Genomic DNA, 22023 nt, shown 5'->3' on the forward strand with positions numbered 1-22023 from the left:
AGGGTCAGACGGAGAGGTCACCGGGGTGCAGGGACGTGTTCACGGTGTCCGCCGCAGCGGAGTGATGTCCGGGACGCGGCTGGTGATCGAGGGGCGGGCGGCTTCCGGGGTGGCCAGCAGGGCGACGATGGTGATCGGCTGGTCGCAGTGCGGGCAGTTGCGGGTCGCGGTGGGTTCCAACGGGTCCCGGACTCCCGGTTGTTGACGGGGTGCGGGCCGGGCGGTGGGCAGTTCGCCCACCGGTCGCGCCGGTCGCGGGCTCTCGCCGAGACGACGGGCCCGGTCGTCGTCCCGGGCCTGGCCCCGGCGCCGGTCGGCGTCCTTGCGGCAGGCGGGCGAGCAATAGACCTGCCGGACGGTTCTGGGTGCCGCGAAGGCGTCGTTGCAGACCGGGCAGGCGCGTTTCTCCAGCGCGTGTTCGCTGGAGCGGGCCTTGGTGCGGCATTCACGCGAGCAGAAGACGCGCTTGGGGCTGACGTCGGTGGTGAACTCAGTGCTGCAGACCGGGCAGGTCCGCTGGACAGGCACTCTCTGGCGGTTGGCTTCCCGGCAGGCGGGAGAGCAGTAGACCTGGCGGCTGGTGTGGTCGGTGACGGTGAAGTCCGTCTCGCAGAACGGGCAGCGTCGGGCCGTGTCCGAAGGGACCTCGGCGGTGTTGGGGATGCTGTCACGAGACACGCGCGTTCACTCCCGCCCGCAAGGCATCGGCTGTGGTCTGGTGGCTGCGAAGCCGGTAGGAGGGGCCGTCGATGCCGGCGACCGCGGCCCGGTGCAGGAGCCGGTCGAGCATCGCGGCCGCGACCGTGGCGTCCCCGAACGCCCCGGCCCAGTCGGCGATCCCGACGTTGGTCGTCAAGATCGTGGACGATTTCAGATACCTCTGGTTGATCACCTGGAACAGGGCCGAGGCCCCGTCCTCGGGCAGCGGGAGATAGCCCAGCTCGTCGATGATCAACAGCTTCGGTCCGGCAAAGAAGTTCATGCAGGTCTTCCACCGCCCTTCGAGCGCGGCCTTGTGGCACTTGGCCGCGAGTTCGGCGGCTGTGGTGAAGTAGACGCGGTTGCCGGCCTCGACCGCGGCCCGCCCGAGCGCGACGGACAGCATGGTCTTGCCGACTCCGGGCGGCCCGACGAACAGGACGTTGGAGGCGTCGTCGAGGAAGCGCAGGGTGGCCAGGTCGCGGATGAGTTTCTCGTCGACGCCCGGCTGGGCGGCGAAGTCGAAGTCGTTCAGGGTCCAGGGTTCGGGCAGACAGGCGAACCGCAGCCGGGCCGCCAGCCGTCGGGCCTCGGTGGCCTCGACCTCGATCTCCAGCAGCCGTTCCAGGGCCGCGGTCAGCGACATCCGTTCGGCGCGAGCCTGATCACAGACCCGGTTCAACGCCTCGGCGGCGTCGTTGAGTTTGAGGTAGGACAGATGGCCCCGCAGCTGCTGGAAGCGGCGTGCTTCGCTCATCTGCATCGGCGATGTACTCACTCCTTGTTCTCCTCCTTCGGTGAGGGAACACTCCGCAGCCGGTCGGCCACGGCGGCATAGTGGGACAGGTCGATCACGACCCGTTCGGCCGGATCACCCGCGGCCTGCTGTCCGCGCAGCCGCTCGGCCTCCGCGAGCGCGGCCGGCGACGGCGGGCGGCGGACCTTGTTCTTGCACGGAGCCCGGTCGGAGAAGGCGGCCAGCACCTCGCGTTCCAACGCGATCACGTGCCCGGCGTCCCGCACTGTCTGCCCGGCGCCGCGAGGCGCCCGGCGGTGGCGGGCGATGACCGCCCGGCCGGCGGTGGCGATGCTGAGATGGTCCTCACCGAGCCGGTGCAGGACCCGGACCTGGGCGCCGGGCAGGCCCGGCGGCACCGAGTACAGATTCCCGTCGAAGGACACCAGGCTCTGGGCACTGACCGTCCGCTCGACCTCCAGCTCGGCCGGGAACGGACGAACCGGGATGTCCAACAACGGTTCACAGGCGGCGAGTTCACCCACTGTCATCTTGATCCCGGCCACGACCCGGCGCCGGTCGTCCATCCGGACGGCCAGCTTGTCGATGCCGGACTGGGCCTGGATCACGCTCAGAGCATCGGGGACCGTGCGCCACCAGCGTTGCGCGGCCGAGTGGTTGGCCTTCTCCACCACGCCCTTGCGGTTGCCGCGGCGCGGCGGACAGATGTCCACCCCGACCCCGTAGTACTTCGCGACCGCCGCGAAGGACGCGGTGACCTGGCCGCTGCTCGGATAACAGACCGTCGCCATCCGGTCGAAGCGCCACCGCCTCGCGGTGCCGCCCAGCTTGCGCACCACCTGATCGAGGGCCTGGACCAGATGCGGGAAGTCCTCGGATTCCGCGAGCACCGCCCGCCACCGGCCCGAGTGCGCGAGCGCCCCGACCAACAGATGGGCGTGCTCACCCACTCCCCACCCGTCCGGCGCGTCCGGCAACTCCAGCCAGTCGAACTGGATCTCCTCACCCGGCGGATGCGCGATCACCGCGACGTTGCGGCCCGTCGCCGCGTGACACGGCTCGCAGTGCGGCCGGACCTGATACCGGCGAAGGGCACGGGTGAACGTCGAGTAGCCGCCCTCATAGCCCAGGCCGGTGACCTCGTCGAACAGCGTCGACGCCCACAGATGCGGATCATCAGCCAGCCGCTGTCGGCAGTACTCCAAGTACGGCACGAACGCGTCCGGCGACTGCCGCCGCTGCCCAGGGACCTGTTCGCCGTTCAGATAGGCACGGATCGTCTTGCGGTCACGACCCAGATGCCTAGCGATCGCCGAGATCGTCCAACCCTGCCGACGCAGAGCATGAGCGTCCACGTCTTCCTCCCGCGTGAGCATCCAGGCCCCCGAACAGGCCGAACTTCATGCGCACGCAGGCTCTCCCGTCGAACACCCACACACTCCGACACACCGAGCAAGATCACACGATGGGTGGGGAGATCAACAGAGCAGGTTTGCCCCCACCTCAGAGCACCCAGTGGTCGCTTTCAGAGAGCGTCATCAGTGCCCGGCCTGCCCAGGACTGTTTGAGGTCAGGCCGTAGCCGTCAGCTTCGATCACCCACCGCTCGACGGCAGCGGTGCCGCCCGGTCGAGCTTCGAGTACCGCTGGCTGACCTCGCGCGCCGAGTACGTGACCGGACGCCGGTCCTTCTCGTGGACCGTGACGACGATTCCGTCCGGAGACTCATCGAGCCCATCGACCCAGACGTACTGGAAGTACCCGCCGGCGGCGCTGTAGTGCATGAGGCGGTCCCCAGGGCCGACGGGGGCCTGGACTGTGCCGCCGGTGTACCGCTTGTAGGGCACGAGGACCTGCGGGACCCCTTCCGGCACGGCCAGGGCGCGATCGGTCAGCATGTCGGTCACGTGCTCCCTGATCAGCGCGTATAGGGCCCGGGGCGGCGGGTTCTCTGTCGCGAGTGCCACGAAGGCCAGTCGGAGCCCTTCGTCGTCTTGGGCAGGCGGGCATGCGCGGGTATCGGCGAGGGCGAGGACGTCTTCGGCGTACCGATGGGCGATGCGTCCGCGGTGCAGCTGTGCGGTGGCGGGGGAGTTCGCGGCGACGCACTCAGGACAGGTCAGGGGAGCGTCGGTGACGCGCGCCGGGTCGAGCTTCTCGTAGTGGTGGACGACCGCGTACCGGCCCGCGTCGCAGGCCACGTCAATCATGAATCCGGTGTGGCTGTTGAGCAGGCCCTCGTGAACGGCGCCGTCGTGGCCGATGAGGTTCTTGTGGTCCATCTCGTCTCAACCGCCCCCAGGGGCGGCGTCCTCGCCTTCGGTGGGTACGTCGGTGGTTGGCTGGACGACTTGTGGTCCGGCGGCACGGGCGCGGTGCGCGCTGTGGTCCCGCGCCCGTGCCGTCGGGCTCATTCGCCCAGGTAGAAGGTCACGCCACGGCACACGAAGCGGATCGGCCCCGTCGCGTTGATGGCCAGCTGGTACGCCTCCTCCTCGGAGACCGAGCCCGGCTCCGTCACGATCTCGTCGAACCGGGTCTGGCCCTGGAGGTAGCGGATCAGCTCGTACTTGGCCTCCGGCCCGTCGAGCGGGAACGTCGACCCGCGCGGGGGGTGGTGATCGGTCAGGCCGCGCCCGATCCATCCGGCCGAGAGCCGGACCGGCGCGGGGAAGGGAACGCGGTGCGCGAGGTGCCGGGCGACGGCCTCGTGGGCGCGCTGGTCCCACATTCCGTTCCAGACGTCGCTCGCATTCTGGGCCTCCTCGTCGTACGCGGCCAGAGCCCGGCGCATGTTGAGGTACTCGTTGCGCTCGCGGAAGTGCCGGGACGTGGCCCAGTTGCCGTCCGCGTCGAAGCCGTCGTCCATCGACTGCCCGTCGTGCTGGCGGCCGACCATCCAGTGACCGGCGGACTCCTCCACGCCGAGCCACACGCCCTCGAAGGAGCCGCGCCACGCGCGTCGCGCCTGGTGTACGACGGTCCATCCCTGGTGCTGTCCACCGGTCTTGATGCGCATGCGTGTCTCCTGGGCCTGTCTCGTCGGTAGGGGAAGACGCGGGGGTGCTCGAGCCCGGAGGCGAGCACCACCAACAAGGATCACAGTACACATGGAAAACCTAATAAGCAACATGAGTGCTGGGTTCGCCGAGCCCGGGATCCCGCCTCGGCGAGCGGAAGTCGGGAGTCAGTCCGTCAGGGCCGGGATGGGCAACTCCCCATCTCCCAGCACGGCATGTGGTCGGCCGTAGGGAGGGGTAGGCGTCGGCGAGGACGTCCTCGGCGAGCAGTGCGGGCGGGCATGAGTAGACGAGTTTCTCCTGGCCGTCGCCGGACTCCACGACGGCCAGACCCCCATGCTGGCCGGCGATCTGGTGCAGGGCGCGGCGGAGGCCGGCGGTGCTCGTGAGAAGGAGCCGGCCGGGCCCGAGGGGATCGGAGGCGAGCCGAGCCAGGGTGACGGAGCCGACCTCCGGGCCGGCGGTCCGGGCTGCGAAGTCCAGGCTCGCGTACACCTGAACGGGCGCGGGACAGTGTCGGCCGGCCGTTCGGCGGAGCACGACGAGGTGGCTGCGGTCGGCCATGCGGTCGGCGGGCGGTTCTGGGTCGAGCAGGTGGAGGGTGCGGAACGGGTTAGAGAGCTCGTCCTCGATGTTCGCGGCAGAGCGGTCGCCGGGCGCATACATGCTCACCAGGCAGGCGATGTCCGAGGCGAGCACCGACGAAGCCGGGCTCCTGAGGCCGGCCGCTTCAGCGGCGGCCGCCAGGCGCCCCTGCGTCTCTGCGCGGCTGGACCGGCTGAGCGGGGAGTACCCGAAGAGGTACCGCCAGGTGGGCACATGGCACGGCCGGGCGCTCACCAGCCACCAGTGCAGCAGCCACAGGCTGGCATCGAGCTCGAGGTAGGGGTCGGCGCCGGTCTCGTCGTGCAGGAGCCAGTGGGCGCGGTCCGTGGGCACCAGGCCCTGGCTGTTGCGGACGGCCAGTCCGAAGGCCTGGGACCAGAAGGCCATGGACGGCACCATGCTCTTGCCGACGCCGAGCACGACGGTCGCGTCGGGGCGGCGCAGGGCGGTGGGGTTTTGGAGCAGGGCGTCGTAGACCTTGCGGAGCCACCCGTAGCGCGGTGGGTAGCCGCGGTGCCGGCCGAAGGCCGGCAGGCAGTCGGACAGGGGGGCGGGGCTCAACACGGGGGTCCTTTGCTCAGTCGAGGGGGAGAGGGCTCCGGTCGGAGAGGGTGAGCCGGGCGACCAGACGTGCGAGGGAGTGCGCCCAGCTGGCTGATGCGCCGCCGATGAGGAACTCCTCGCTCCAGGCGGGCTCGTCGCCGATGAGCGGCCGGCTCGTCAGCCGGACCTCCCTCGGGCCGACTGCGGCGGGGGAGAGCTCGAGCTCGTAGGACCGGGCCTCGGTGTCGATGTGCCAGGACAGCAGACCCTCGGCGTCGGTGCATCCGCAGGCGAGCACGTACACATAGGTGCGGCTGGGCGCTGGCAGGACGGTGCGCAGCGCCTGGGCTACGGCCTGGCTCTCGCGGTGGTCGTGGGCTTGGCCCATGGTCTCTCCTTCGGGCTCGGCCCACGAGGTCGCGGGCCGGGTGGGGCGGCTAGTTGGTGGCCATGAGGGCGTCGAGCAGGCGGTCGGTCGTGCGTGTGGCGATCGCGAAGCGGATCAGATCCATGACGTCGTCGCGGTGGCGGGCCATGTCGCGCGCCCGGGCGAGGGTGTCCTCGGCGAGGTTGGGCTGTGCGAGGACATCTCCGCATCCGACGAACGCGCGGGGGCCCAGTTCCCAAACCAGGGCGTTGACGGCGGCTCCGGCGGCGGCCAGGGGATCGAGTTCGAGCATGACCCAGCCGCGCTCTGCCGGGTCCTCGCCGGCGCGGCGCAGGTCCTGCGCGGCGGAGCGGAAGAGCCCTCCTGTTCCGGCGGTCGGCTCGAGCGCCCATTCGCCGCGTCGGTGGGGTCGCCTTCCTGTGCGGCCCTCGTCGGCCAGCACGGTGGCGATCAGATTGCTGATGTCGGGCGGGGTGTGGTACTCGCCGAGGCTGCGCCGGGAGTGGTGGTGGCGCAGGCTCGTGATGACCCAGGACATGAGGTCGATCCGGGACCGCTCGGCGGGGTCGGTGTCTCCGGTGTGCTGGAGGACTCCGTGGCGCAGCGCGGCACGGGCCACGGCGCGTACGCCCGCGAGGTGGGTGTCGTGCAGGTCCTCCCTGGTCCAGTCGAACAGCGGGCGGGCGGTGGCCCACAGGTCGGGGCGAAGGCGGTAGTAGTAGTCGGCGCTGTCGGCCAGGCCGCGGACCAGGACGCGCGGGGGCTGTGCGGCGATGTACGCGGCGATTGTGTCGGCGGCCTCGGCGCCGGGGGACTTCTGGGGCCACAGAGCGAGGGCGGCGACGACCCCTGCGGGGATGTCGAGCCGGCTGCCGCCGGCGGCGTGCCAGGCCTCGGCGACTGCTTCGCCGAGGACGGAGCCGGGGCTACGGCTGACGGTGATCGGGGGGCAGTTGGTCGTACCGGCGTGCCGGGCGCAACTCGGATCGGTACAGTCCCCTTCCCTGTGGGTGATCACCTGATCGATGGCCTTGGTCACGATGGTGGCGGTGGAATCAGCGGGCATGAGGGTTCCAGGGCATGGGTGGGGTGTTGTGGTCGGGAACAGGGAGTCGGGACCGGTGCCGCGGGTGGGAAGGCGCCGTCTGCGGCACCGGGCCTGCACGTTGTGGTGATGAGTGCCGTACGAGCGGCGCAGCCGTTTCGCTCAGAGAATTCCGCGGCGGGCCAGGTCGGGTTCGCACAGGGAGCAGGTCCCGCACGGCGTGTGCTCGGTGCATCCCACCTGCGGGAGAGCGTCGGCCTTGGCGCCCTCGCGATGGACGAACTTGGGCCACTCGCGCTCGTACAGGAACTCGCCGCCCCACTCCCGGGACTGGAAGCCGGCGATACGCGAAGCGTGGTTGGTCGCGTCGGGCTGGGCGACCCACGTGGTGGTGCGGTCCGGGAGGGTGTGTTCCCACACGTACCCGTACACGGTGGTGCGGTCGGTCTTGCTCACCACGAGGAACCCGCGGGTGTAGTCGTTGTGGGCCGGCTGGAAGTCGATGTGCTGGGCGAGGCCGGGCAGCATGATCACATCTCCGGGTGAAGCGGGTTGGGGGTTGGGGCTACGGGGGACCTGCCTACGCCCGGGTCCTGCCGCCTGCGGCGTGCAGGACCGCGTAGGTCTGGGCGGAACGCACCCGGGCGCGGCGGTCAGGGAGATCAGGTGCTGTGCAGTGCGGCGGATGCGGCGGTGTACTCCGCGCACGCGGGCATGGAGTCGCGCAAATCGGGACCGCGCAGCCCGCGGCTCCCGCACGGCCGACGCCCGCACTTGAGCCGCTCGCGACCGTCAGCGAGCCGCTTCAGCACCGTGTGGGCGCAGCCTCCGCAGACGGCGGGCGGGTTGTCGAGATCGGCGCCGAGGAGCGGCGCCCCGGTCGCCGGGTGCACACCGCGGTCGAGGTACATCCGTATGGAGCCGCGGGGAGGGTAGTCGGCTTCCGGAGTGCGGATCACGGCCCTGGTCATGATGCTGGTCCCTTTCTGGCGGAATCGTTCGTGGGGCGGCGGCACCGTGGTGACGGCGCCGGGCGGCGTCCGGCTACTTGGCCTTGCGCTGGTCGACCCGGTGGGCCTGCGCAGCCGCGCGCATGACCTCGTCCCAGTCGAAGCCGAGGTCCTGGGCGTAGGCGCGCAGATCGTTGAGCAGGACGTGCAGCGCCTTCGAGAAGGTGGGGTAGGGGGCGTCTGCCATGTGTACTCGAAGGGCGGCAGCAGCGTCGCTGGCGTGCACGTATACGTCGAAGAGGTGGTCCTCGGCGGCCGAGTCATCCGTGTTGTGGATCGGCTCGACGGAGGGTGCGAGGTTCGGCATGGCGGCCAGGGGGCGTTCGTCCAGGCGCGCCTTCGCGTCGCCGTCGAGGCAGCGTTCGACGTCGGTGCGCATGTGACTGGCCAGGTGCATCAAGTCGGTGGTGATGTCCACCAGGGTCAGCCAGACATCGGCCCAGCCCCGCCGGTAGGCGAGAAGCGCGGCGTCAACCTCATGGACGACAGCAAGCATGGGAGGACTCCTGAGGAGAAGGGGGGAGGTGTGGCGCGGGCTTGAAGGTTAGCCAGCAATGCAACCAATCTACATACTGAAATGAGAATAAGCAACATCCAGGATGCTCGAGAGTACCCACGCCCCCGGATGGTGGGCCGGGGTGCTCACACGCTCACCCGGACCACCATCCGGAGTCTCAGGTGCGCGGCGCAACGGCCGCGGCACTGGGCTCCCGCTACTCGCCCGCGCCGGCAGCATCCCTGCGCGCTCGCCGCTCCTGGGGCTGTCGCCGGGGCATCGTCCCGACGAAGACCAGGAGCGCCGCCAGCGCCACCCCGACCGCAACGATCCCGCCGACGAGCTGCCGGGCTCTATCACCCACACGCTGACCAGGGCGACCGCCGCACTCGGCGCGCCCCAGCGAAGCGACCACCGGGCCCAGGGGCGCGGCGCGGGGCCCTGTCTCTCAGCAACTGGCATCAGATTCTCCTTGGTTGTGGATGCAGATCCGTACCTGCATTCGTACGCATGCTCTAGCCGGGATGAACGTTTCAGCCTGGCCTTCGGCAGTTCAGGGCCACAGCCGCTCACCGTCGAAGTAGGTACCTCGGGGCAAGCTCGTGTTGGGGAGAATGCCCGAGACGACCGGAGAGGAAAGACCGGGGACATCGACGAGTGCGGTGTACCGGTCCAGAGCCCGGGCGGCCACTCGCGTGTCGCCCCACTGCTGCTGTACCGGGTTCAGAGGACCGAGGGACACGTTCAGGTCGTCCATGATCGTGAAGCCCAAGCCCTGGTAGTAGCTTTCCAGCTCAGGGAAGCAGTTGAGGGTCAGCAGTCCGTAGCCGGCGCGCGTGAAACGGCGCACCGAGTGCCGGACAAGTTCGGCTCCGATGCCGCGCCCGCGCTGCTGGGGCAGCACGGCCACTGCCGTGATGGTCGCGATTCGTTCCGCCAGGCGGTGTGCCAGGACGGGATCGACACCGATGTGGCTGAAGAGCCAGAGCGGGACGCCTCCGATGAGGACGCCGAGGATCTCGCCTGCATCGCTTAGTGCCACGACCATCAGGTTCCGGAAGTGCGAGAGGGGTCCCTCCTGCGGCAAAGACAGGTTCGGCCGGACGTCCTCGAAGGCGTCGGGATCGCCGGGGTTCACGTCGGCGAGGAGTCGCATAACGGCGTCCGCGTCGGTGGGCGCCACGTCGCGGAGCGTGATGCCAGGCAGACGGGTACGGGCGGTGCCCATGATGGCTCCTGGGTGTATGAGACGCGGTGCGTCGCCTCTGGAATGGCGGAAGGGAAGAGCTGTGGAGGAGTTCCAGCGGCGGCCTTGGCCAGGCTGGATTGCGTTCGGGCTTGGGACCGGGCCGACCGGAGTTGAGACAACTGTCGGGCGGCCCGGTGTCCTGTGCTGAGGCGTCAGTAGATGTGGCGGCCGTCGGGCACTGTCCGGCCGATCAGGCGCCAGGGCGGACCGTCATTCAGCACGCCCATCGGGCACTGATCGGGTCGGTGCGTCGCCAGGTCGGCCTCGATAGCCGTGTACCAGTGCTGCGCGAGCGGGCACCGCGTCCCGCGTGCGCACGCGGGACGTTCCGCTGCGAACACGTGGTACACGTCCGATGTAGCGGGGAGAGAGAGACGGAACCTGGCCGAGAAGCGCTTACCCTTGGCCGACTGGCTCCGACCCCATGTCCAGAACCCGTAGACGAACTGGGTCTGGCCGTCGCGGTCGAGCCGCCAGCGCAATATAGAGCCGTCGTAACGCGGGTCGTCGGGGGACGATTCGTCAGCGCCCGCGGGCACGGCTCCGGTCATGTCGAGGACGGTCTGGCTGGTCCCGACGAACGCCTGAGGCACGGCCAGCACCCAGTGGCCAGTGGACCTTACCTGCCACCGGTACGGTCTCCGCCGCATGTACTGCGTTCCCGCCTTGCGGCGCTTTATGAGCGGCTTGTTCCGCTTCATCTGTATCAGTCCCCGGATGCGCTGAGACGGCGCGACGCCTGGAGCGGCGCTCGTCAAGTGGTTTGGCGAGGCGGGGCGTTGGCCCGACCTGAGAATGACAGTACACATTGAAATGAGGATACGCAACACCTAGGCGGTGTCGCCTCCGTCGCGCCGCGCGAGGTCCGCACCCGCTTGGAACCGGTCCCAGGCCAGCCGGCTGTCGACCGCTTCCTCGATCGCTCTCCAGACCAGCCCTTGCGCGGGGTCCTCTGGAATGTGCGGCTCCCCGCGGTTGCCCCGGACCACCGTGACCGTGTCGCCGACCGGCGGACGGGCTCGGTGAACGAGGATGCAGGTGGGCGTCCCGTGACCGGGGATGTAGGCCCCGGAGGTGTCGATGATCCAGCGCGCGTCGAAGCGGGGAAGGAACTCCGTGACGTACCGCCTGCCGAACTCCCGCTTCATGAACGAGTTCGCGGTCAGCTGCGCCACGAAGCCGTCCGGGACAGCCAGGTGCTCGAGCATCAGCGCGGTAAAGGGCAGAGCCAGTGAGTATTTGCCGGCCGCAACCTGCGGGTACGCGGCGCGGACCTGGTCGCGGACGACGGGGTCCTTCGGGGTGATGTAAGGCGGGTTGGCTACGCACGCGTGGTACGTGCCAGCGGCCAGCAGGGGCTCGGTGCGGTCCAGCAGGGAGTCGGCGGCGGTCACGTTGACGGGCCACGACGCCGGGACGCGGTCCAGGCTCACGCCGAGGACGGACGCCGAGCTGGCCAGAAGGCGGTAGGCGGTCAGCGCCACGGCGTACGCGTCGAGGTCCACGCCCGTCACCGCTGCCAGAGCACGCTCGACTGCCTGCGGCCCGTGCCCAACCGGGGCGGGCCGGCGGCCGCGGACTGGCGGAACGCGGGTCATGTGGAACGCGGCGACGGCGATGTGCCCGGTCCCGCAGGCGGGGTCGATCATCCGGACGTTGGCCGGCCCCCACTCCTCCATGGCAGGCTCCAGCGACAGACGCAGCAGGAGTCGGGCGACCCAGGGCGGCGTCTGGCACAGGGCCCGCCCCTTGCGGGCCTCCTCGGACAGCAGCTGGTAGGTGTCGCCGAGGGCGTAGCCGTCCACGCGGTGCTCGTCTTCGAGGGCGGGGTGCCGATCCCAGAACTCCTCGATGGCGGCCCAGGCGGTGGCGTTGAGCGGCTGCTCCCACAGCGGCAGTACGGCCGGATCGGCGAGCGGGGCCAGGGAGGGGTGGCAGTCGGCGAGGCTCTCCAGGGACTTGAGCAGGCCGTCCGGGCCCGCCGGGCGGTCGTCGGTCGGGGCCAGGCCGTGGTCATGAGCGTGCCGGACGAGGGCCGCAGCATGGGTCCAGAGGGTCGCCGTGCGCTGCTCGCCAGTGTCGCGCCCGACCGTGGCGGTGACCTTGTCGTAGGCGGCGGGGGGCAGGGTGCGCGTGGTCATCTCTCCTCGCAGGGGCGGTGGTCTACTGGCCGGCGGTCATCGCGGCCCACACTTTGGCGAAGCCGTCGCGGGCCTTGTCCTGCACGCCAGCCGGGGCGGTCACGTAGAAGTCCTCGACCGTGCCGTAGACCTTGGGGTCCGGGCGGACGCGAGTGCGGACGCGGTCGATGCCGACGCCGTGGGCCCTCGTGGAGTGCTCAACCGGTCGGTTGAGGGCCGTGGCGGCGTTGTGCAGGAAGGTGCCGACTTCGGCGCGGCTGCCGGTGCGGACGGTTTTCACCGACCGGTAGACGGTGCCCTTGAAGCTGCTGTCGCGGCACTCCGGCTTGGCGCAGCGGTTGCCGTGTGCGGTCTTGCACTCGGGTCGACGGCCAGCGGTGTAGGCGCGCTGCAACCGGTAGACCGCCCACGGCTCCTCGTCCAGCCGAGCGTTGAACCGACCGATCGCCTCGGTGTTCTGGTCGTCGGTGACCCGCCTGAACAGGGTGTCGTCCTTGTAGAGGGACATGTTGTCGTTCAGGGCCATCGACAGGTACTCCAGACGCAGCACGCGCGCCGCGAGGCCGGGGTACTTCCGCAGCCGCTTCAGGTGATCCGGCTGAGGTGAGCACACCCCAGAAAACGGGCATACTGGACAGTATGACTTGGCCATGTCAATCCCGAGGCGGTTCTTCACGTAGCCCTGCACGTCCTGACGAGACCAGCCGAGCCTGAGCAGCGGGTAGTCCAGGGCGAAGGTCTCGTAGCCCGCCGTCTGGTTGCGCTCGGCCTGGAACTTGTTGGCCTTGACCGCGCGCTTGTGCTCGTCGGCGTTGTAACCGAAGAGCTTGCCGACGGTCTGCCCGCCCGACCGCTTGAGCTGGAGGCGGTCGATCGGGAAGGCCTTGTGCTTCTGGCTGCATACGTGACCGCCGGCGTACTGGGGGACCGTGCCGTTCTCCTCCAGCTCGTCCATGAGCGTCCACGGGCCCTTACCGAACACCTTGCCAGGGCTCGTGGTGTCGGAGAGGACCTCGACGCCTGCCGAGTCCTGACGCCCGGCCCGCGCGACCTGCGTGTACCGGATGCCCTTACTCCGGAGCAGCGGGAGAACGTGGCTCTCGACGTCGGCGATCGTGTCGGGAAACTCGAACCCGGTCATCGCCGTCACGATCGAGAAGTCGGAGAAGTCCTCGGCGATCCCGAAGGCGGTTGGATCGTCGATGATCGCCAGGACCAGGGCCGTCGAGTCGACGCCGAGACCGAAGTTCAGCGACTTGTGCTTCGTCGCGCGGAAGGATTGCAGAGCCTCCGCGGAGGCAACCTCGGCCGGAGCCGCCCCGCCGGGCGACGTTGTGAGGCTGGCCTCGTCGAGGTCGGGATCGAACAGGGTGAGGGAAGTCATGGGCGCGTACCTGCGGAGACCAGGGCGGGTGCGGCGGGGAGGCCGCACCCACCGGGGGAGCGGGGAATCAGGGCTGGGGTTTCGAGGCGCGTGCGGCCTCGACGCCCGCCGGGGTGAGGAAAGGCCGGTGCTTCGGGCCAGTGCGGCCGTCGTCGCCGTCGGTGGGCTGCGGGGTGCCGGTGGCGTCCCGGTACTCGACGAGGGCGAGGCGGGCGAGGGCGGCGGCGGTGGGCCAGCTGACGTTCCGCAGCGCGCCGTCCTCGTCAGCGGAATCGATGGCCGCCAACTGCGATTCGTTCAGGATCGCCCGCCGCCCGGCGCCGGTGATGACGTACGGTCCGACGCCGTGCGCCTGCGCCGTCTCCGCTGGCAGCCGGTAGCCGTCGGCGTCGTTGCGGTAGACCAGGCCGTCGTCCAGGTAGGCCTGGAGCGTTGCACGGCTGCCGTGTGACGTGAGGTGCCCCTGAGGGTGAGCGCACGCGGCCCGGAGGTGCTTGGGCGCCGGCGGATAGGTCTTGACGGTCATCGCGGTCCCTCCAGCGCGAGAGTCGGCGCCGGGAGTGCGGCTGCCTGCGAATCGATCGCCACCGCCTTGGCTTTGCGTCCGCAGCCGGGGCGTGCGCACCGTTCCGTCGCCCGCGGGTTGGGCCACCGGCACCTCGGGCAGCTCCACATCAGCCCCGCCGAGACCGCCAGCGAGTAGACCACCGCTTCCTGCTCCGGGTCGGCCGCGTCCAGGAGCTGCTCCAGCACAGGGGGGTGCGGGGCGTGGTGGTTGCTGTCGTCGAAGACGACGGTGTCGTCGACGACGACGCGCAGCGGCACGGTCCCGTCCGGCCGGACGACGTGCTCGGGGTCGGCGCTGTCGGTGTGGACCGAGACCCGCACGACGCCGTCCTTGGCGTCCAGGTAGCCGAAGACGAGTACGCCAGCCACCTCGCTGCACGACGGTCCGTCGTCGTCGGCGGCGTAGAAGACCGCGCGGCGGTTGAGGGCCTCGGCTGTCACGTCGTCGGGAAAGTGGAAGTTCAGGGGTACTGTCCGCGAGCGCTGCTGCCGTCTGATCTCCTCGGGATACAGCTCGTAGCCCTGATCGGGCACCGCGTCGCCGTCGGGGCCGTAGTAGAGGTCGATGGCCTCAGCGTCGTCGGCCGGAGGCTCTTCCGGCACGTCGCCCTGGCCGCCTACGTTGTCCCAGCTGCTGCGCACGTGCGCGGCGAGCTCCGCGAGCGCGGCGCCCTTCGTGGCGTACGGCTCCGTGGTGTCCTCGTGGCGGGTCCAGATGCGCAGCATCCAGACCTGCTCGCCCGGGCGGGGCCCCAGGAGTGCGGAGGAGGCCGGGGACCGGCGGCCGGCGGCTTCGGCGACGATCTCGGCGTGAACGCGCTGGGCGAGCTCACGGTAGTGCGGCGGCAGTTCAGCCGCGGACGGTGAGTGGGCCAGGGTGCCGGCGATGCGCACCAGGCTTTCGATGTCGGAGGGGCGGAAGCGCTCAGCAAGCATGGTCATCCTCGTTGGTGCAGCGCCCGGCGGGCATGGGCGGGCCCGCCGGGCATGGAAGGGGGAGGGCTACGCGCCCAGTTCCAGGAGCGCTGTGATCAGGGCAAGGCCGCGCTCGCGCTCGGGGGAGATCCGCACGCGGCGGATGCGCTTGGGGTCGGAAGGAAGCTGGATGCCCACGGCGGTGCTGTGGGCGTCTCGGCGCAGCTCGTACTGGTCTGCTGAGAGCATCCAGGCGTCCCAGTCGTCGGCCTTGCGCCCGGCCCGCACCTGGGATTCCGCTGTGGGGGCCGTCGCTGGGCAGGAACAGGCCGGGTCGTCGCACGGGCGGCCCGCCGGGTGCTGGGCGATGACGCCGCCCGGCCGGTAGGTGGCGCTGGTGCCGTTGAGCATCGGGCACGCCTTCTCCGAATACATCAGGCACGGCGGGTGGAGTCCCGGTTCTGGCGCGTGCCCGACGCTCACGTCCATTGGACGGACCAGCACGTAGAACCACCGCCCGAGAGGGCTTTCGCAGATCTGGCACAGGCCGTTCTCGAAGGCCCGGGCTCGCTTGCCCGGGTCGAGGCCGCCGAAGACCGGCAGTCCGTTGTGCTCGAACGAGACGTACGGGACCACCAGACCCCCGTGGGTGGGGCGGTGCGCGCACGTTGCGGGGATCGCCGGGGCGCTCACTGGGAATCACCGCCGGAGAGCTCCCAGGAGGGGCGGGCGAGTTCGACGAGGAAGGTGTAGGCGGCGGCGCTGGCTTGGAGCACACGCACGACGGGGAGCTGCCGGTACCGGCTGAGGAACTCGCCGATGGTCAGTGCGGTGTGGTGCGAGTCGTCGGGGTAGGCGCCGTGTTCGAGGGGGACCAGGCGGTCGCCCTGGTGCTGCGGCCAGGTGTACGCGGCGAGGAGCATGGCCTGGTCCCAGTTGTTGGGGTTGGCGCGGACCTTGATGAGCTCGGCGCCCGGCACCAGTTCTCTGAGGGTGTCGAGGGGCGGCGTCCGGCGCGGGTGGGGGCTGCTCATACCCATGGCGGTCTCCCAGTACGAGGCGGGCGATTCGGCGGCCCGGGGCGGTGAGATGAGGCTGCGGGATTCGCCGCGCAGCTGTGCGGTGGCCTGGCGGCCGCCCTCATGGCGCCGGCGAGGACCGACGTACGGGCTGCGAGGCATAGGACGGCTGATCAACCAGACAACACCATATTACACATTGAAACCTAAATACGCAACATGATGGGGTGGGGTGCCCTTTCATTTCGTTCGGACACGGTGAACCTGGCTGACAGCAGCGCCGCGCAGAGCGCCCGGATTCCGCCCCGCTCCCACAGCTCCTGGGACTCGGGCAGCGAGGCCGGCCACCACTGCACCGACACTTCTCCGTTCGCCACGTCGACGGCGACTCCGTAACCGTCGTTCTTGCTCCAGTCGGCCATGCGTACGTGCGGTCGCAGCGTCTCAACTGCACTTTCGTAGAGGCGGATCGCCTCCTCTTTGGCGCTCCGCGCTGCCTGCCGCAGTGCATTCGCCTCTGCTGCGGACACCGGTCGGTAGACGGTGCTGGTCTCCTCGTCCTCGGCGAGGAGAACCAGTGCTCCGCCCTGCGCCGCGAGCACGCGGTCACGGCCGGCCTCGGTGATCAGCTCAAGCAGTTGTTCCGCTGAGACGGTTGTGGCGGGTCCGCTCTCGGGAACGGTGGTAGCTCGGTAGTGCCCGTGCCGCACAAGGTCTATGGCGTGTTTGACGTCCAGCATGGCGCGGGCCAGCTCGGTGGCGCCGGGCTGCCCGTTCGCGGCGTAGCGGGTCAGCCGCTGCTGGACTTGGGTCGCTTCGCGCTCGTCGGGTTCGTCGAACTGGCTACGGACCACCTCCCGTACGGCAAGATCGATCACTTGCGCCAGGTATCCGGCCCTGAAGGACCTGCGGCGGAGCAGGCGAAGTGCCTGCTGCTTGGGCGAGTTGGTGCGCACGGCGGCTGAATCCTCGGACACGAGGGGAGTCCTCCTCGATTCGCCGGTCACGAGCCGGACTGGTGGATGTACGCGGTCCACGCCTCGTACTCGGCGGCGGTGAGAACCGGGGGCGGGTCGATGGGGGCGCGCCCGAAGCACTGGTCACAGGTGTGTGCGTTCAGTTCGGCGCCGGTGGCGTCAGTGCCACGGCCCGACAAGACGGCGCCGCAGATGGGAAGGTCCGCTGAGAACGGGTGCAGGTGCAGGTCCTGGCCGTGGAGGACCGGCCGGACAAGAACGGACTCCGGTTCGGGCGCGGGGCCGAAATGCCCCGCCAGGAACCGTACGACAAGGGCGTGAGCTGCCTGGGCTCGCTCGTCCAGGGTTCGGGTGTCGGCCGGCAACAACTCGACGACCCGCAGGGATTCCTGCATCTCTGCGGTCAGGCGGTCGATGAGGGCCCAGCCCTCGGCGAGGAACTGCGGGGCGTCGCCGCGAGGGTCGTCGCTGCGCTTGCCGACCCAGATCCACGACAGGGGAACGAACGCGGCGAGCTTGCTGAGCAGCTCGTAGCAGCGGCTCACGGCCCACGTGGTGTAGGTGCCGCATGGGCTATGACGGCAAGAGCCGGCCGGGGCCTGGCAGGCGCGCAGTTCGAAGCGGAAGCCGAGCTCGGTCGCCTCGCTCCGAAGGATGCCGAGCTCAGCGACATCGCCGTTTCGCCGAGTCCGCGACCACCATGCCGGTTCGCCGTCCAGCAGTGGGCCGGGTTCGGTGCTGGACCCGAGCCCCTGCTGCTCCGATGAGCGGGCAGAGGCCAGAGTTCGGTGAGCAGAGACGACGCGGGCGCCGTCGATCACGAGGTAGTTCATCAGGATCTCTCCGGTCCGGCCGGGCGCATCAGCGCCCGGCCGTCGAGCAGGAACGCCGGGAGGGTGGGACCCGGCAACGGCTGATCAGGCGAGCGCCTTCTTGGAGGAGGTCTTGACGGGCTTCTTCGCCCCGGCCTTCATGGCCGGGCCCGTCTTCTTGGCCGCTGCTCCCGCCTTCTTCGGGGCGGCCTTCTTGACCGTTGCCTTCTTCATCACGGCGGGGGCGCCGCCGGTGAGGCTTCCCTTGGGGGCCTTCTTGACGGAGACCTCGCCCTTGGGGAGCTTCTTGGCGCCGCTGACCAGGTCCTTGAAGCCCTGCCCGGCCCGGAAGCGGGGGATGGAGGTCTTCTTGACCAGCACCCTCTCGCCGGTCTGGGGGTTGCGGGCGTAGCGGGCCGGTCGGCTGACCTTCTCGAACGAGCCGAATCCGGTGACGGAGACGCGATCTCCGGCAACGACAGCGCGGACGATGGCGTCGAGCACGTGGTCGACAGCGTCGGCGGCCTGCTGGCGGCCGCCCATCTTGTCCGCGATCGCGTCGATGAGCTGGGCCTTGTTCATGACAGAACTCCTGTAGGTGGGCGTGCACTTCGATGCCGGACATAGGGCCGCTGACATTCAGGGCGCGGTGCCGACGAAAGGAACGGGGGCGCGTCACCCAGGACGGTCCGAGCGCCTCCGACAGCAATCACAGTACACATTGAAAAAAAAACACGCAACGCTAATCGTCATGTTGACGAAAGTCGTTCGGTCGTGCCATTCTGACGTAGCGACAGCGGGTCTGAGCGCGAGGCGAGTTGACGCCGCGCTCCCCGCCCCCGCCCTCCTCAGACCACGCACGTAGCACATGACCTCGGGAGAACACCCGTGAAAACGAAGCCCGTTGACTTCATGACCCCCACCCTGACCCCGGCGGCGCACCCGCTCAACGTTCACGCCACCGACCGCGCAGCCGGCGTCCTCCTCGGTGCTGCGTGCGGTGACGCCCTCGGCGTGCCCTACGAGTTCGCCCGCCGACTGGGCGCCGAGGAACGACCCGCCATGATCGGCGGCGGCCTGGGCCCCTATAAGCCCGGTGAATACTCCGACGACACCCAGATGCACGTGTGCATCGCCGCCGTCGCGTCCACCGGCACGGACCTCACCAGCCCGACCGCACTCGACCAGATCGCCCGCAACTTCCACCGCTGGCGCGACGGCGGCGCCACCGACATCGGGAACCAGACCAGCAGCGTGCTCCGCGCTGCGAAAACCCACAAGACGGGCACGCCCGCCCAGGCCATGACGGCGGAAGCTGACGCCTACACCGCCCGCACCCGGTTCAGCGCGGGCAACGGCTCGCTGATGCGGACCGGCGTCGTCGCCCTCGCCTACCTGGACGACGTTGACGGAATGATCAGGGCCGCGACCATGATCAGCTCCCTCACCCACAGCGACCCCGAGTGCATCGAGGCGTGCATCCTGTGGTGCTCAGGCATCCGGGTCGCTGTGCTGGAAGGAACCTTCGACGGCGTCCGTGACGGCATCGCGCTGCTTCCCGAGGACCGGCAGGAGATCTGGCACGCAAGGCTGGACGAGGCGGAGGCGAACCCGCCGCACCACTGGGACCGCAACGGGTACGTCGTCACCGCCCTCCAGGCCGCGTGGTCCGCAATCACCCGCACGCCCGTTCCCGAGCTGGCACCGGAGCGTGGATCGTTCCCCGCCCAGCACTTCCAGCTCGCCACCGAAGCGGCCGTCCGGGCGGGCAACGACACGGACACCGTAGCCGCGATCGCAGGCGCCCTCCTGGGCGCGCGCTGGGGAGTCTCGGCCATCCCCCTCGCCTGGCAGCAGGCCGTGAACGGCTGGCCCACGATGTCCGGCCCCGATCTCGTCCGCCTGGCCGTCCTGACCGCCCGCAAGGGCATGGACGACGGTGACGGCTGGCCCTCGGCCCCGCGCGTCAAGATCCCCGGCTACGCCGGAAAGGGCTACGTCGCGCGGCACCCCGCCGATCCTGGCGTCCTGCTCGGCAACCTCCCCATGACCGAGTTCGCTGGCGCACCGCCGGTCGATGCGGTCGTGTCTCTGTGCCGCGTCGGACAGGGGCCGATCTTCTCCCACGCCGACGTCGAGCACGTCCGCGTCTGGCTGGTCGACAAGGAAGGCGAGAACCCCAACCTTCACTACGCCCTCGACCAGGCGGCACGCCAGATTCTCCGCCTCCGCAAGGAGGGCAAGCGGGTCTTCGTCCACTGCGTTGCGGGCCGCTCGCGCACCCCCGCCGTGGCGGCCGCCTACAGCACGCTCCTGGGAACCGACCCCCGCACCGCCCTGACAGAAGTCTGGGCGGCCCTGGACAAGCACTGGACCCTCCTGGCGCACCCGCAGCTCCACAACGCCGTCTACGAGCTGGCAGGGCAGCCGCCGAACCCGCCGAAGCCCCGCCCTCGCCGCCGCTTCTTCCGGAAGCGCACCTGACCCGGGGCGCCATACGGCTGGGCGCGGCCTCCACCCGGAGACCGCGCCCAGCGGCGCCTTATGGGCGACGTCCCTGCCTAGGACAGAAACTGAACTGGTGACGGTCACCCCGAGCGGACGGGAACGACGCATGAGGCAGGCCGCGAAAGGACCTACCGCATCACGGCTCTTGCCGAGCCCCCGTCGTTACGCAGGACATCGCAGCCGGGTCCCCGATCGGACCTCACCTTGGCACGGCCGCATGCAGCAGCACGCGAAAGCCGAGAGCCCGCCAGTCGTCTGACTGGCGGGCTCTCGCGCTTCCGTGGCCGTCTGCCCTGCCGACCGGAATCCAGGCCGGCTCAGCGACTCGGTCACGAGCAGGTACACGCTCCACGGGACGAGGCAACGGAGGCCTCCTAGCTCCTGGGGCCGAAGCGGCCGGGCCCCCTGCGGCTGAGGACGAACCTGTAGACCGTCTCGCGGTACCAATGATCTTGGAAGACCCGAGGCTTCTTGCCGTCATCCGCAGTCCGGTCGGCAAACGGGATTTGCCCCCGGGCGTGGTAGGCGTGGACCGTCTCGCGTGCGAGGGCCTCGCCACGGGTGGCCATGCCCAGCACCTCGGCGAAGTCGTTGATGTCCAGCAGGTCCCGTGGATCCCCTTCGGGCAGTTCATGGACCAGCGCCGGCCCGGTGCCCTTGAAAGCCGCCCAGACATGCGGACGGTGCTTCTCGACCCACGCGTCGACCTCGCGCTCGTCATATGTACGCGGCTGCGTGCGCCGCGGCGCCGGGAAGGCTTGGCGAACGACCTTGCCGCCCTCGCGCTTCTCCTTGACGTTGGTCCATTGGAGGCCGGTGTACTCGGAAACGCCATACCGCGGACCGATCATCTCTGCGGTGAGCTGCGCCCGGTCGCCCTGCGCCTCGGTGGCCGGCTCCGCCGAAGCCGTCGGCTCGGCGAGCTCCCTCTGGACGGCGGCGTCCTCGTCGGTTGCCGATGATCCGGCCCACGCCTGGCCGGACAGCTCTGCGCGGCGCTGAGCCTTGGCCCAAGTCCGCTGGCGATTCTCGCGCATCCACTCATCCACCTCGGCCGCGCTGTAGCCGTGCTCGCCGGCCTCGGGGAATCCTGCAGCGCGGATCCACCCCCGGGCCGTCTGCCCGCTGACGCCGTACGTGGTTGCGATGGCATGGGCGTCCAGGTGCCCCGTGCGCGCGGTGGCTGAACGGCTGGGCAGCGCGCTGCCGGCTGCAGGGGTCTGCTCGCCGGCCGGCGGTTCCTCGGCCTTCGTCTGCCGGCGCATGCGCCGCGGACGGTTCACGAACGCGTAGGCCGTCTCGCGAAACCACATCCGCTCCGTGACCTCCGGCGTCTTCCCGTCTCCGGGCACGCGGTCAGGGCCGGGCATCTTCGGCGGCTTCTTGGACATGTAACTGCGCAGGGTGCCTTCCGGCACTGGCTCCGACCGCCCGAGAGCCTTGCCCTCCCAGGCACAGATGTCCGACAGAGTCACCAGGTCCTTCGGGCCGCCGGCGGGCAGGCCGAACGGGTTGTCCGAGTCTTGCCCTTTCGCCCAGTGGACCGGGAGGTTTTCCTTCAGCCAGGCGTCCACCTCAGCTGCTTCGCGCACCAGGGTCCGCCCAGGGCCGGCGGGCCAGCCCTCTGGGAAGCCCGGGAGCGTGGTCCAGTAGGTCACCGTGGCCTCGTTGGCCTGGTACTTCTCCGCGATGTCCTGTGTAGTCACCAGTTCATCTGCGTCGGCGGGAATCACCGTTACTCCTTGTCGGACCGGCAGTGGACCCGCAGGCCGTGGTCATGGTCCCGCGGGTGGGGACCTGGTCGGTCGAACTCGAGGTGGAGCCAGCATCATCGGTTCTAAGACGGCGCCGGCCCTCGATCGCGCAGGGGGAGGCACTAAAGTACATC

General features: G+C 69.9%; 23 protein-coding genes and 1 pseudogene. 1 reads left to right on the forward strand and 23 read right to left on the reverse strand.

From position 1 onward, the window contains the following. Positions 1-39: 39 nt before the first annotated feature. The 22 genes and pseudogenes from ADK41_RS01150 to ADK41_RS01255 form a co-directional block, all read right to left on the reverse strand. Positions 40-678, reverse strand: a complete 639-nt coding sequence (locus ADK41_RS01150; protein ID WP_030819366.1) for a hypothetical protein — start codon at positions 676-678, stop codon at positions 40-42. Further along, on the reverse strand, positions 668-1477 hold the full coding sequence (gene istB, locus ADK41_RS01155; protein ID WP_030819364.1) for an IS21-like element helper ATPase IstB: 810 nt from the start codon (positions 1475-1477) through the stop codon (positions 668-670). Before istB ends, ADK41_RS01150 begins: the two co-directional genes overlap by 11 nt. Then, on the reverse strand, positions 1474-2811 hold the full coding sequence (locus ADK41_RS01160; protein ID WP_234318534.1) for a Mu transposase domain-containing protein: 1338 nt from the start codon (positions 2809-2811) through the stop codon (positions 1474-1476). Before ADK41_RS01160 ends, istB begins: the two co-directional genes overlap by 4 nt. 239 nt (positions 2812-3050) lie before the next feature. Further along, positions 3051-3737: a hypothetical protein gene (locus ADK41_RS01165; protein ID WP_030819360.1), complete on the reverse strand. Its 687-nt coding sequence runs from the start codon at positions 3735-3737 to the stop codon at positions 3051-3053. A gap of 128 nt (positions 3738-3865) precedes the next feature. Beyond that, complete coding sequence (locus ADK41_RS01170) at positions 3866-4474, reverse strand: hypothetical protein (RefSeq protein WP_030819358.1); 609 nt, start codon at positions 4472-4474, stop codon at positions 3866-3868. Positions 4475-4574: 100 nt separating this feature from the next. Then, a complete protein-coding gene (locus ADK41_RS01175) occupies positions 4575-5642 on the reverse strand; it encodes a DUF4007 family protein (protein ID WP_234318531.1) in 1068 nt (355 codons plus the stop codon). Positions 5643-5658: 16 nt separating this feature from the next. Continuing rightward, a complete protein-coding gene (locus tag ADK41_RS01180) occupies positions 5659-6012 on the reverse strand; it encodes a hypothetical protein (RefSeq protein ID WP_030819355.1) in 354 nt (117 codons plus the stop codon). A gap of 49 nt (positions 6013-6061) precedes the next feature. Continuing rightward, positions 6062-7078 (reverse strand): N-6 DNA methylase, encoded by a 1017-nt coding sequence (locus ADK41_RS42695; RefSeq protein WP_051842846.1) that lies wholly within the window; start codon positions 7076-7078, stop codon positions 6062-6064. Between the two features lie 141 nt (positions 7079-7219). Next, the gene (locus tag ADK41_RS01190) at positions 7220-7585 is read right to left on the reverse strand and encodes a hypothetical protein (protein ID WP_030819352.1); all 366 of its coding nucleotides are present in this window, start codon (positions 7583-7585) and stop codon (positions 7220-7222) included. Between the two features lie 134 nt (positions 7586-7719). Next, on the reverse strand, positions 7720-8028 hold the full coding sequence (locus ADK41_RS01195) for a hypothetical protein (protein ID WP_030819351.1): 309 nt from the start codon (positions 8026-8028) through the stop codon (positions 7720-7722). A 73-nt stretch (positions 8029-8101) separates the two neighbouring features. Beyond that, a complete protein-coding gene (locus ADK41_RS01200; protein WP_030819350.1) occupies positions 8102-8563 on the reverse strand; it encodes a hypothetical protein in 462 nt (153 codons plus the stop codon). Between the two features lie 553 nt (positions 8564-9116). Further along, positions 9117-9791, reverse strand: coding sequence for a GNAT family N-acetyltransferase (locus ADK41_RS01205; RefSeq protein ID WP_030819349.1), 675 nt, complete (start codon positions 9789-9791; stop codon positions 9117-9119). A gap of 173 nt (positions 9792-9964) precedes the next feature. Beyond that, positions 9965-10513, reverse strand: a complete 549-nt coding sequence (locus ADK41_RS01210; RefSeq protein WP_030819345.1) for a hypothetical protein — start codon at positions 10511-10513, stop codon at positions 9965-9967. A 129-nt stretch (positions 10514-10642) separates the two neighbouring features. Continuing rightward, positions 10643-11953, reverse strand: coding sequence for an Eco57I restriction-modification methylase domain-containing protein (locus tag ADK41_RS01215; RefSeq protein ID WP_030819342.1), 1311 nt, complete (start codon positions 11951-11953; stop codon positions 10643-10645). Positions 11954-11975: 22 nt separating this feature from the next. After that, positions 11976-13337, reverse strand: coding sequence for a hypothetical protein (locus ADK41_RS01220; RefSeq protein ID WP_234318530.1), 1362 nt, complete (start codon positions 13335-13337; stop codon positions 11976-11978). A 67-nt stretch (positions 13338-13404) separates the two neighbouring features. Further along, on the reverse strand, positions 13405-13863 hold the full coding sequence (locus ADK41_RS01225) for a hypothetical protein (RefSeq protein ID WP_033226252.1): 459 nt from the start codon (positions 13861-13863) through the stop codon (positions 13405-13407). Continuing rightward, complete coding sequence (locus ADK41_RS01230; protein WP_053670191.1) at positions 13860-14840, reverse strand: hypothetical protein; 981 nt, start codon at positions 14838-14840, stop codon at positions 13860-13862. Before ADK41_RS01230 ends, ADK41_RS01225 begins: the two co-directional genes overlap by 4 nt. A gap of 66 nt (positions 14841-14906) precedes the next feature. Further along, positions 14907-15512, reverse strand: a complete 606-nt coding sequence (locus ADK41_RS01235; RefSeq protein WP_030381417.1) for a hypothetical protein — start codon at positions 15510-15512, stop codon at positions 14907-14909. Continuing rightward, positions 15509-16000 carry a hypothetical protein gene (locus ADK41_RS01240; protein WP_158717622.1) on the reverse strand — a complete coding sequence of 164 codons (492 nt, stop codon included), beginning with the start codon at positions 15998-16000 and terminating at the stop codon, positions 15509-15511. The genes ADK41_RS01235 and ADK41_RS01240 overlap by 4 nt, the downstream gene beginning before the upstream one ends. Before the next feature lie 44 nt (positions 16001-16044). Continuing rightward, positions 16045-16815, reverse strand: a complete 771-nt coding sequence (locus ADK41_RS01245; protein ID WP_030819334.1) for a hypothetical protein — start codon at positions 16813-16815, stop codon at positions 16045-16047. A 26-nt stretch (positions 16816-16841) separates the two neighbouring features. After that, complete coding sequence (locus tag ADK41_RS01250; protein WP_030819332.1) at positions 16842-17648, reverse strand: hypothetical protein; 807 nt, start codon at positions 17646-17648, stop codon at positions 16842-16844. 87 nt (positions 17649-17735) lie between these two features. Next, positions 17736-18209: pseudogene (locus ADK41_RS01255) on the reverse strand (HU family DNA-binding protein); the annotation flags it as partial. A gap of 330 nt (positions 18210-18539) precedes the next feature. On the opposite strand from ADK41_RS01255, the gene ADK41_RS01260 reads away from it, so the two are divergent. Next, the gene (locus ADK41_RS01260; protein WP_051842842.1) at positions 18540-20111 is read left to right on the forward strand and encodes an ADP-ribosylglycohydrolase family protein; all 1572 of its coding nucleotides are present in this window, start codon (positions 18540-18542) and stop codon (positions 20109-20111) included. Positions 20112-20509: 398 nt separating this feature from the next. Here the strand turns inward: ADK41_RS01260 and ADK41_RS01265 are convergent, their stop codons facing one another. Then, positions 20510-21868, reverse strand: coding sequence for a hypothetical protein (locus ADK41_RS01265; protein ID WP_030819326.1), 1359 nt, complete (start codon positions 21866-21868; stop codon positions 20510-20512). Positions 21869-22023: the final 155 nt, after the last annotated feature.

The sequence above is a fragment of the Streptomyces caelestis genome (assembly GCF_001279005.1).
GTDB lineage: Bacteria > Actinomycetota > Actinomycetes > Streptomycetales > Streptomycetaceae > Streptomyces > Streptomyces heliomycini.

What these genes read in the sequence shown, in the direction of transcription:
- ADK41_RS01165 (WP_030819360.1), bottom strand. Translation starts at nt 3,737, where the DNA reads ATGGACCACAAGAACCTCATCGGCCACGACGGCGCCGTTCACGAGGGC.
- ADK41_RS01170 (WP_030819358.1), bottom strand. Translation starts at nt 4,474, where the DNA reads ATGCGCATCAAGACCGGTGGACAGCACCAGGGATGGACCGTCGTACAC.
- ADK41_RS01180 (WP_030819355.1), bottom strand. Translation starts at nt 6,012, where the DNA reads ATGGGCCAAGCCCACGACCACCGCGAGAGCCAGGCCGTAGCCCAGGCG.
- ADK41_RS42695 (WP_051842846.1), bottom strand. Translation starts at nt 7,078, where the DNA reads ATGCCCGCTGATTCCACCGCCACCATCGTGACCAAGGCCATCGATCAG.
- ADK41_RS01190 (WP_030819352.1), bottom strand. Translation starts at nt 7,585, where the DNA reads ATGCTGCCCGGCCTCGCCCAGCACATCGACTTCCAGCCGGCCCACAAC.
- ADK41_RS01195 (WP_030819351.1), bottom strand. Translation starts at nt 8,028, where the DNA reads ATGACCAGGGCCGTGATCCGCACTCCGGAAGCCGACTACCCTCCCCGC.
- ADK41_RS01200 (WP_030819350.1), bottom strand. Translation starts at nt 8,563, where the DNA reads ATGCTTGCTGTCGTCCATGAGGTTGACGCCGCGCTTCTCGCCTACCGG.
- ADK41_RS01205 (WP_030819349.1), bottom strand. Translation starts at nt 9,791, where the DNA reads ATGGGCACCGCCCGTACCCGTCTGCCTGGCATCACGCTCCGCGACGTG.
- ADK41_RS01210 (WP_030819345.1), bottom strand. Translation starts at nt 10,513, where the DNA reads ATGAAGCGGAACAAGCCGCTCATAAAGCGCCGCAAGGCGGGAACGCAG.
- ADK41_RS01215 (WP_030819342.1), bottom strand. Translation starts at nt 11,953, where the DNA reads ATGACCACGCGCACCCTGCCCCCCGCCGCCTACGACAAGGTCACCGCC.
- ADK41_RS01220 (WP_234318530.1), bottom strand. Translation starts at nt 13,337, where the DNA reads ATGACTTCCCTCACCCTGTTCGATCCCGACCTCGACGAGGCCAGCCTC.
- ADK41_RS01225 (WP_033226252.1), bottom strand. Translation starts at nt 13,863, where the DNA reads ATGACCGTCAAGACCTATCCGCCGGCGCCCAAGCACCTCCGGGCCGCG.
- ADK41_RS01230 (WP_053670191.1), bottom strand. Translation starts at nt 14,840, where the DNA reads ATGCTTGCTGAGCGCTTCCGCCCCTCCGACATCGAAAGCCTGGTGCGC.
- ADK41_RS01240 (WP_158717622.1), bottom strand. Translation starts at nt 16,000, where the DNA reads ATGCCTCGCAGCCCGTACGTCGGTCCTCGCCGGCGCCATGAGGGCGGC.
- ADK41_RS01250 (WP_030819332.1), bottom strand. Translation starts at nt 17,648, where the DNA reads ATGAACTACCTCGTGATCGACGGCGCCCGCGTCGTCTCTGCTCACCGA.
- ADK41_RS01260 (WP_051842842.1), top strand. Translation starts at nt 18,540, where the DNA reads ATGACCCCCACCCTGACCCCGGCGGCGCACCCGCTCAACGTTCACGCC.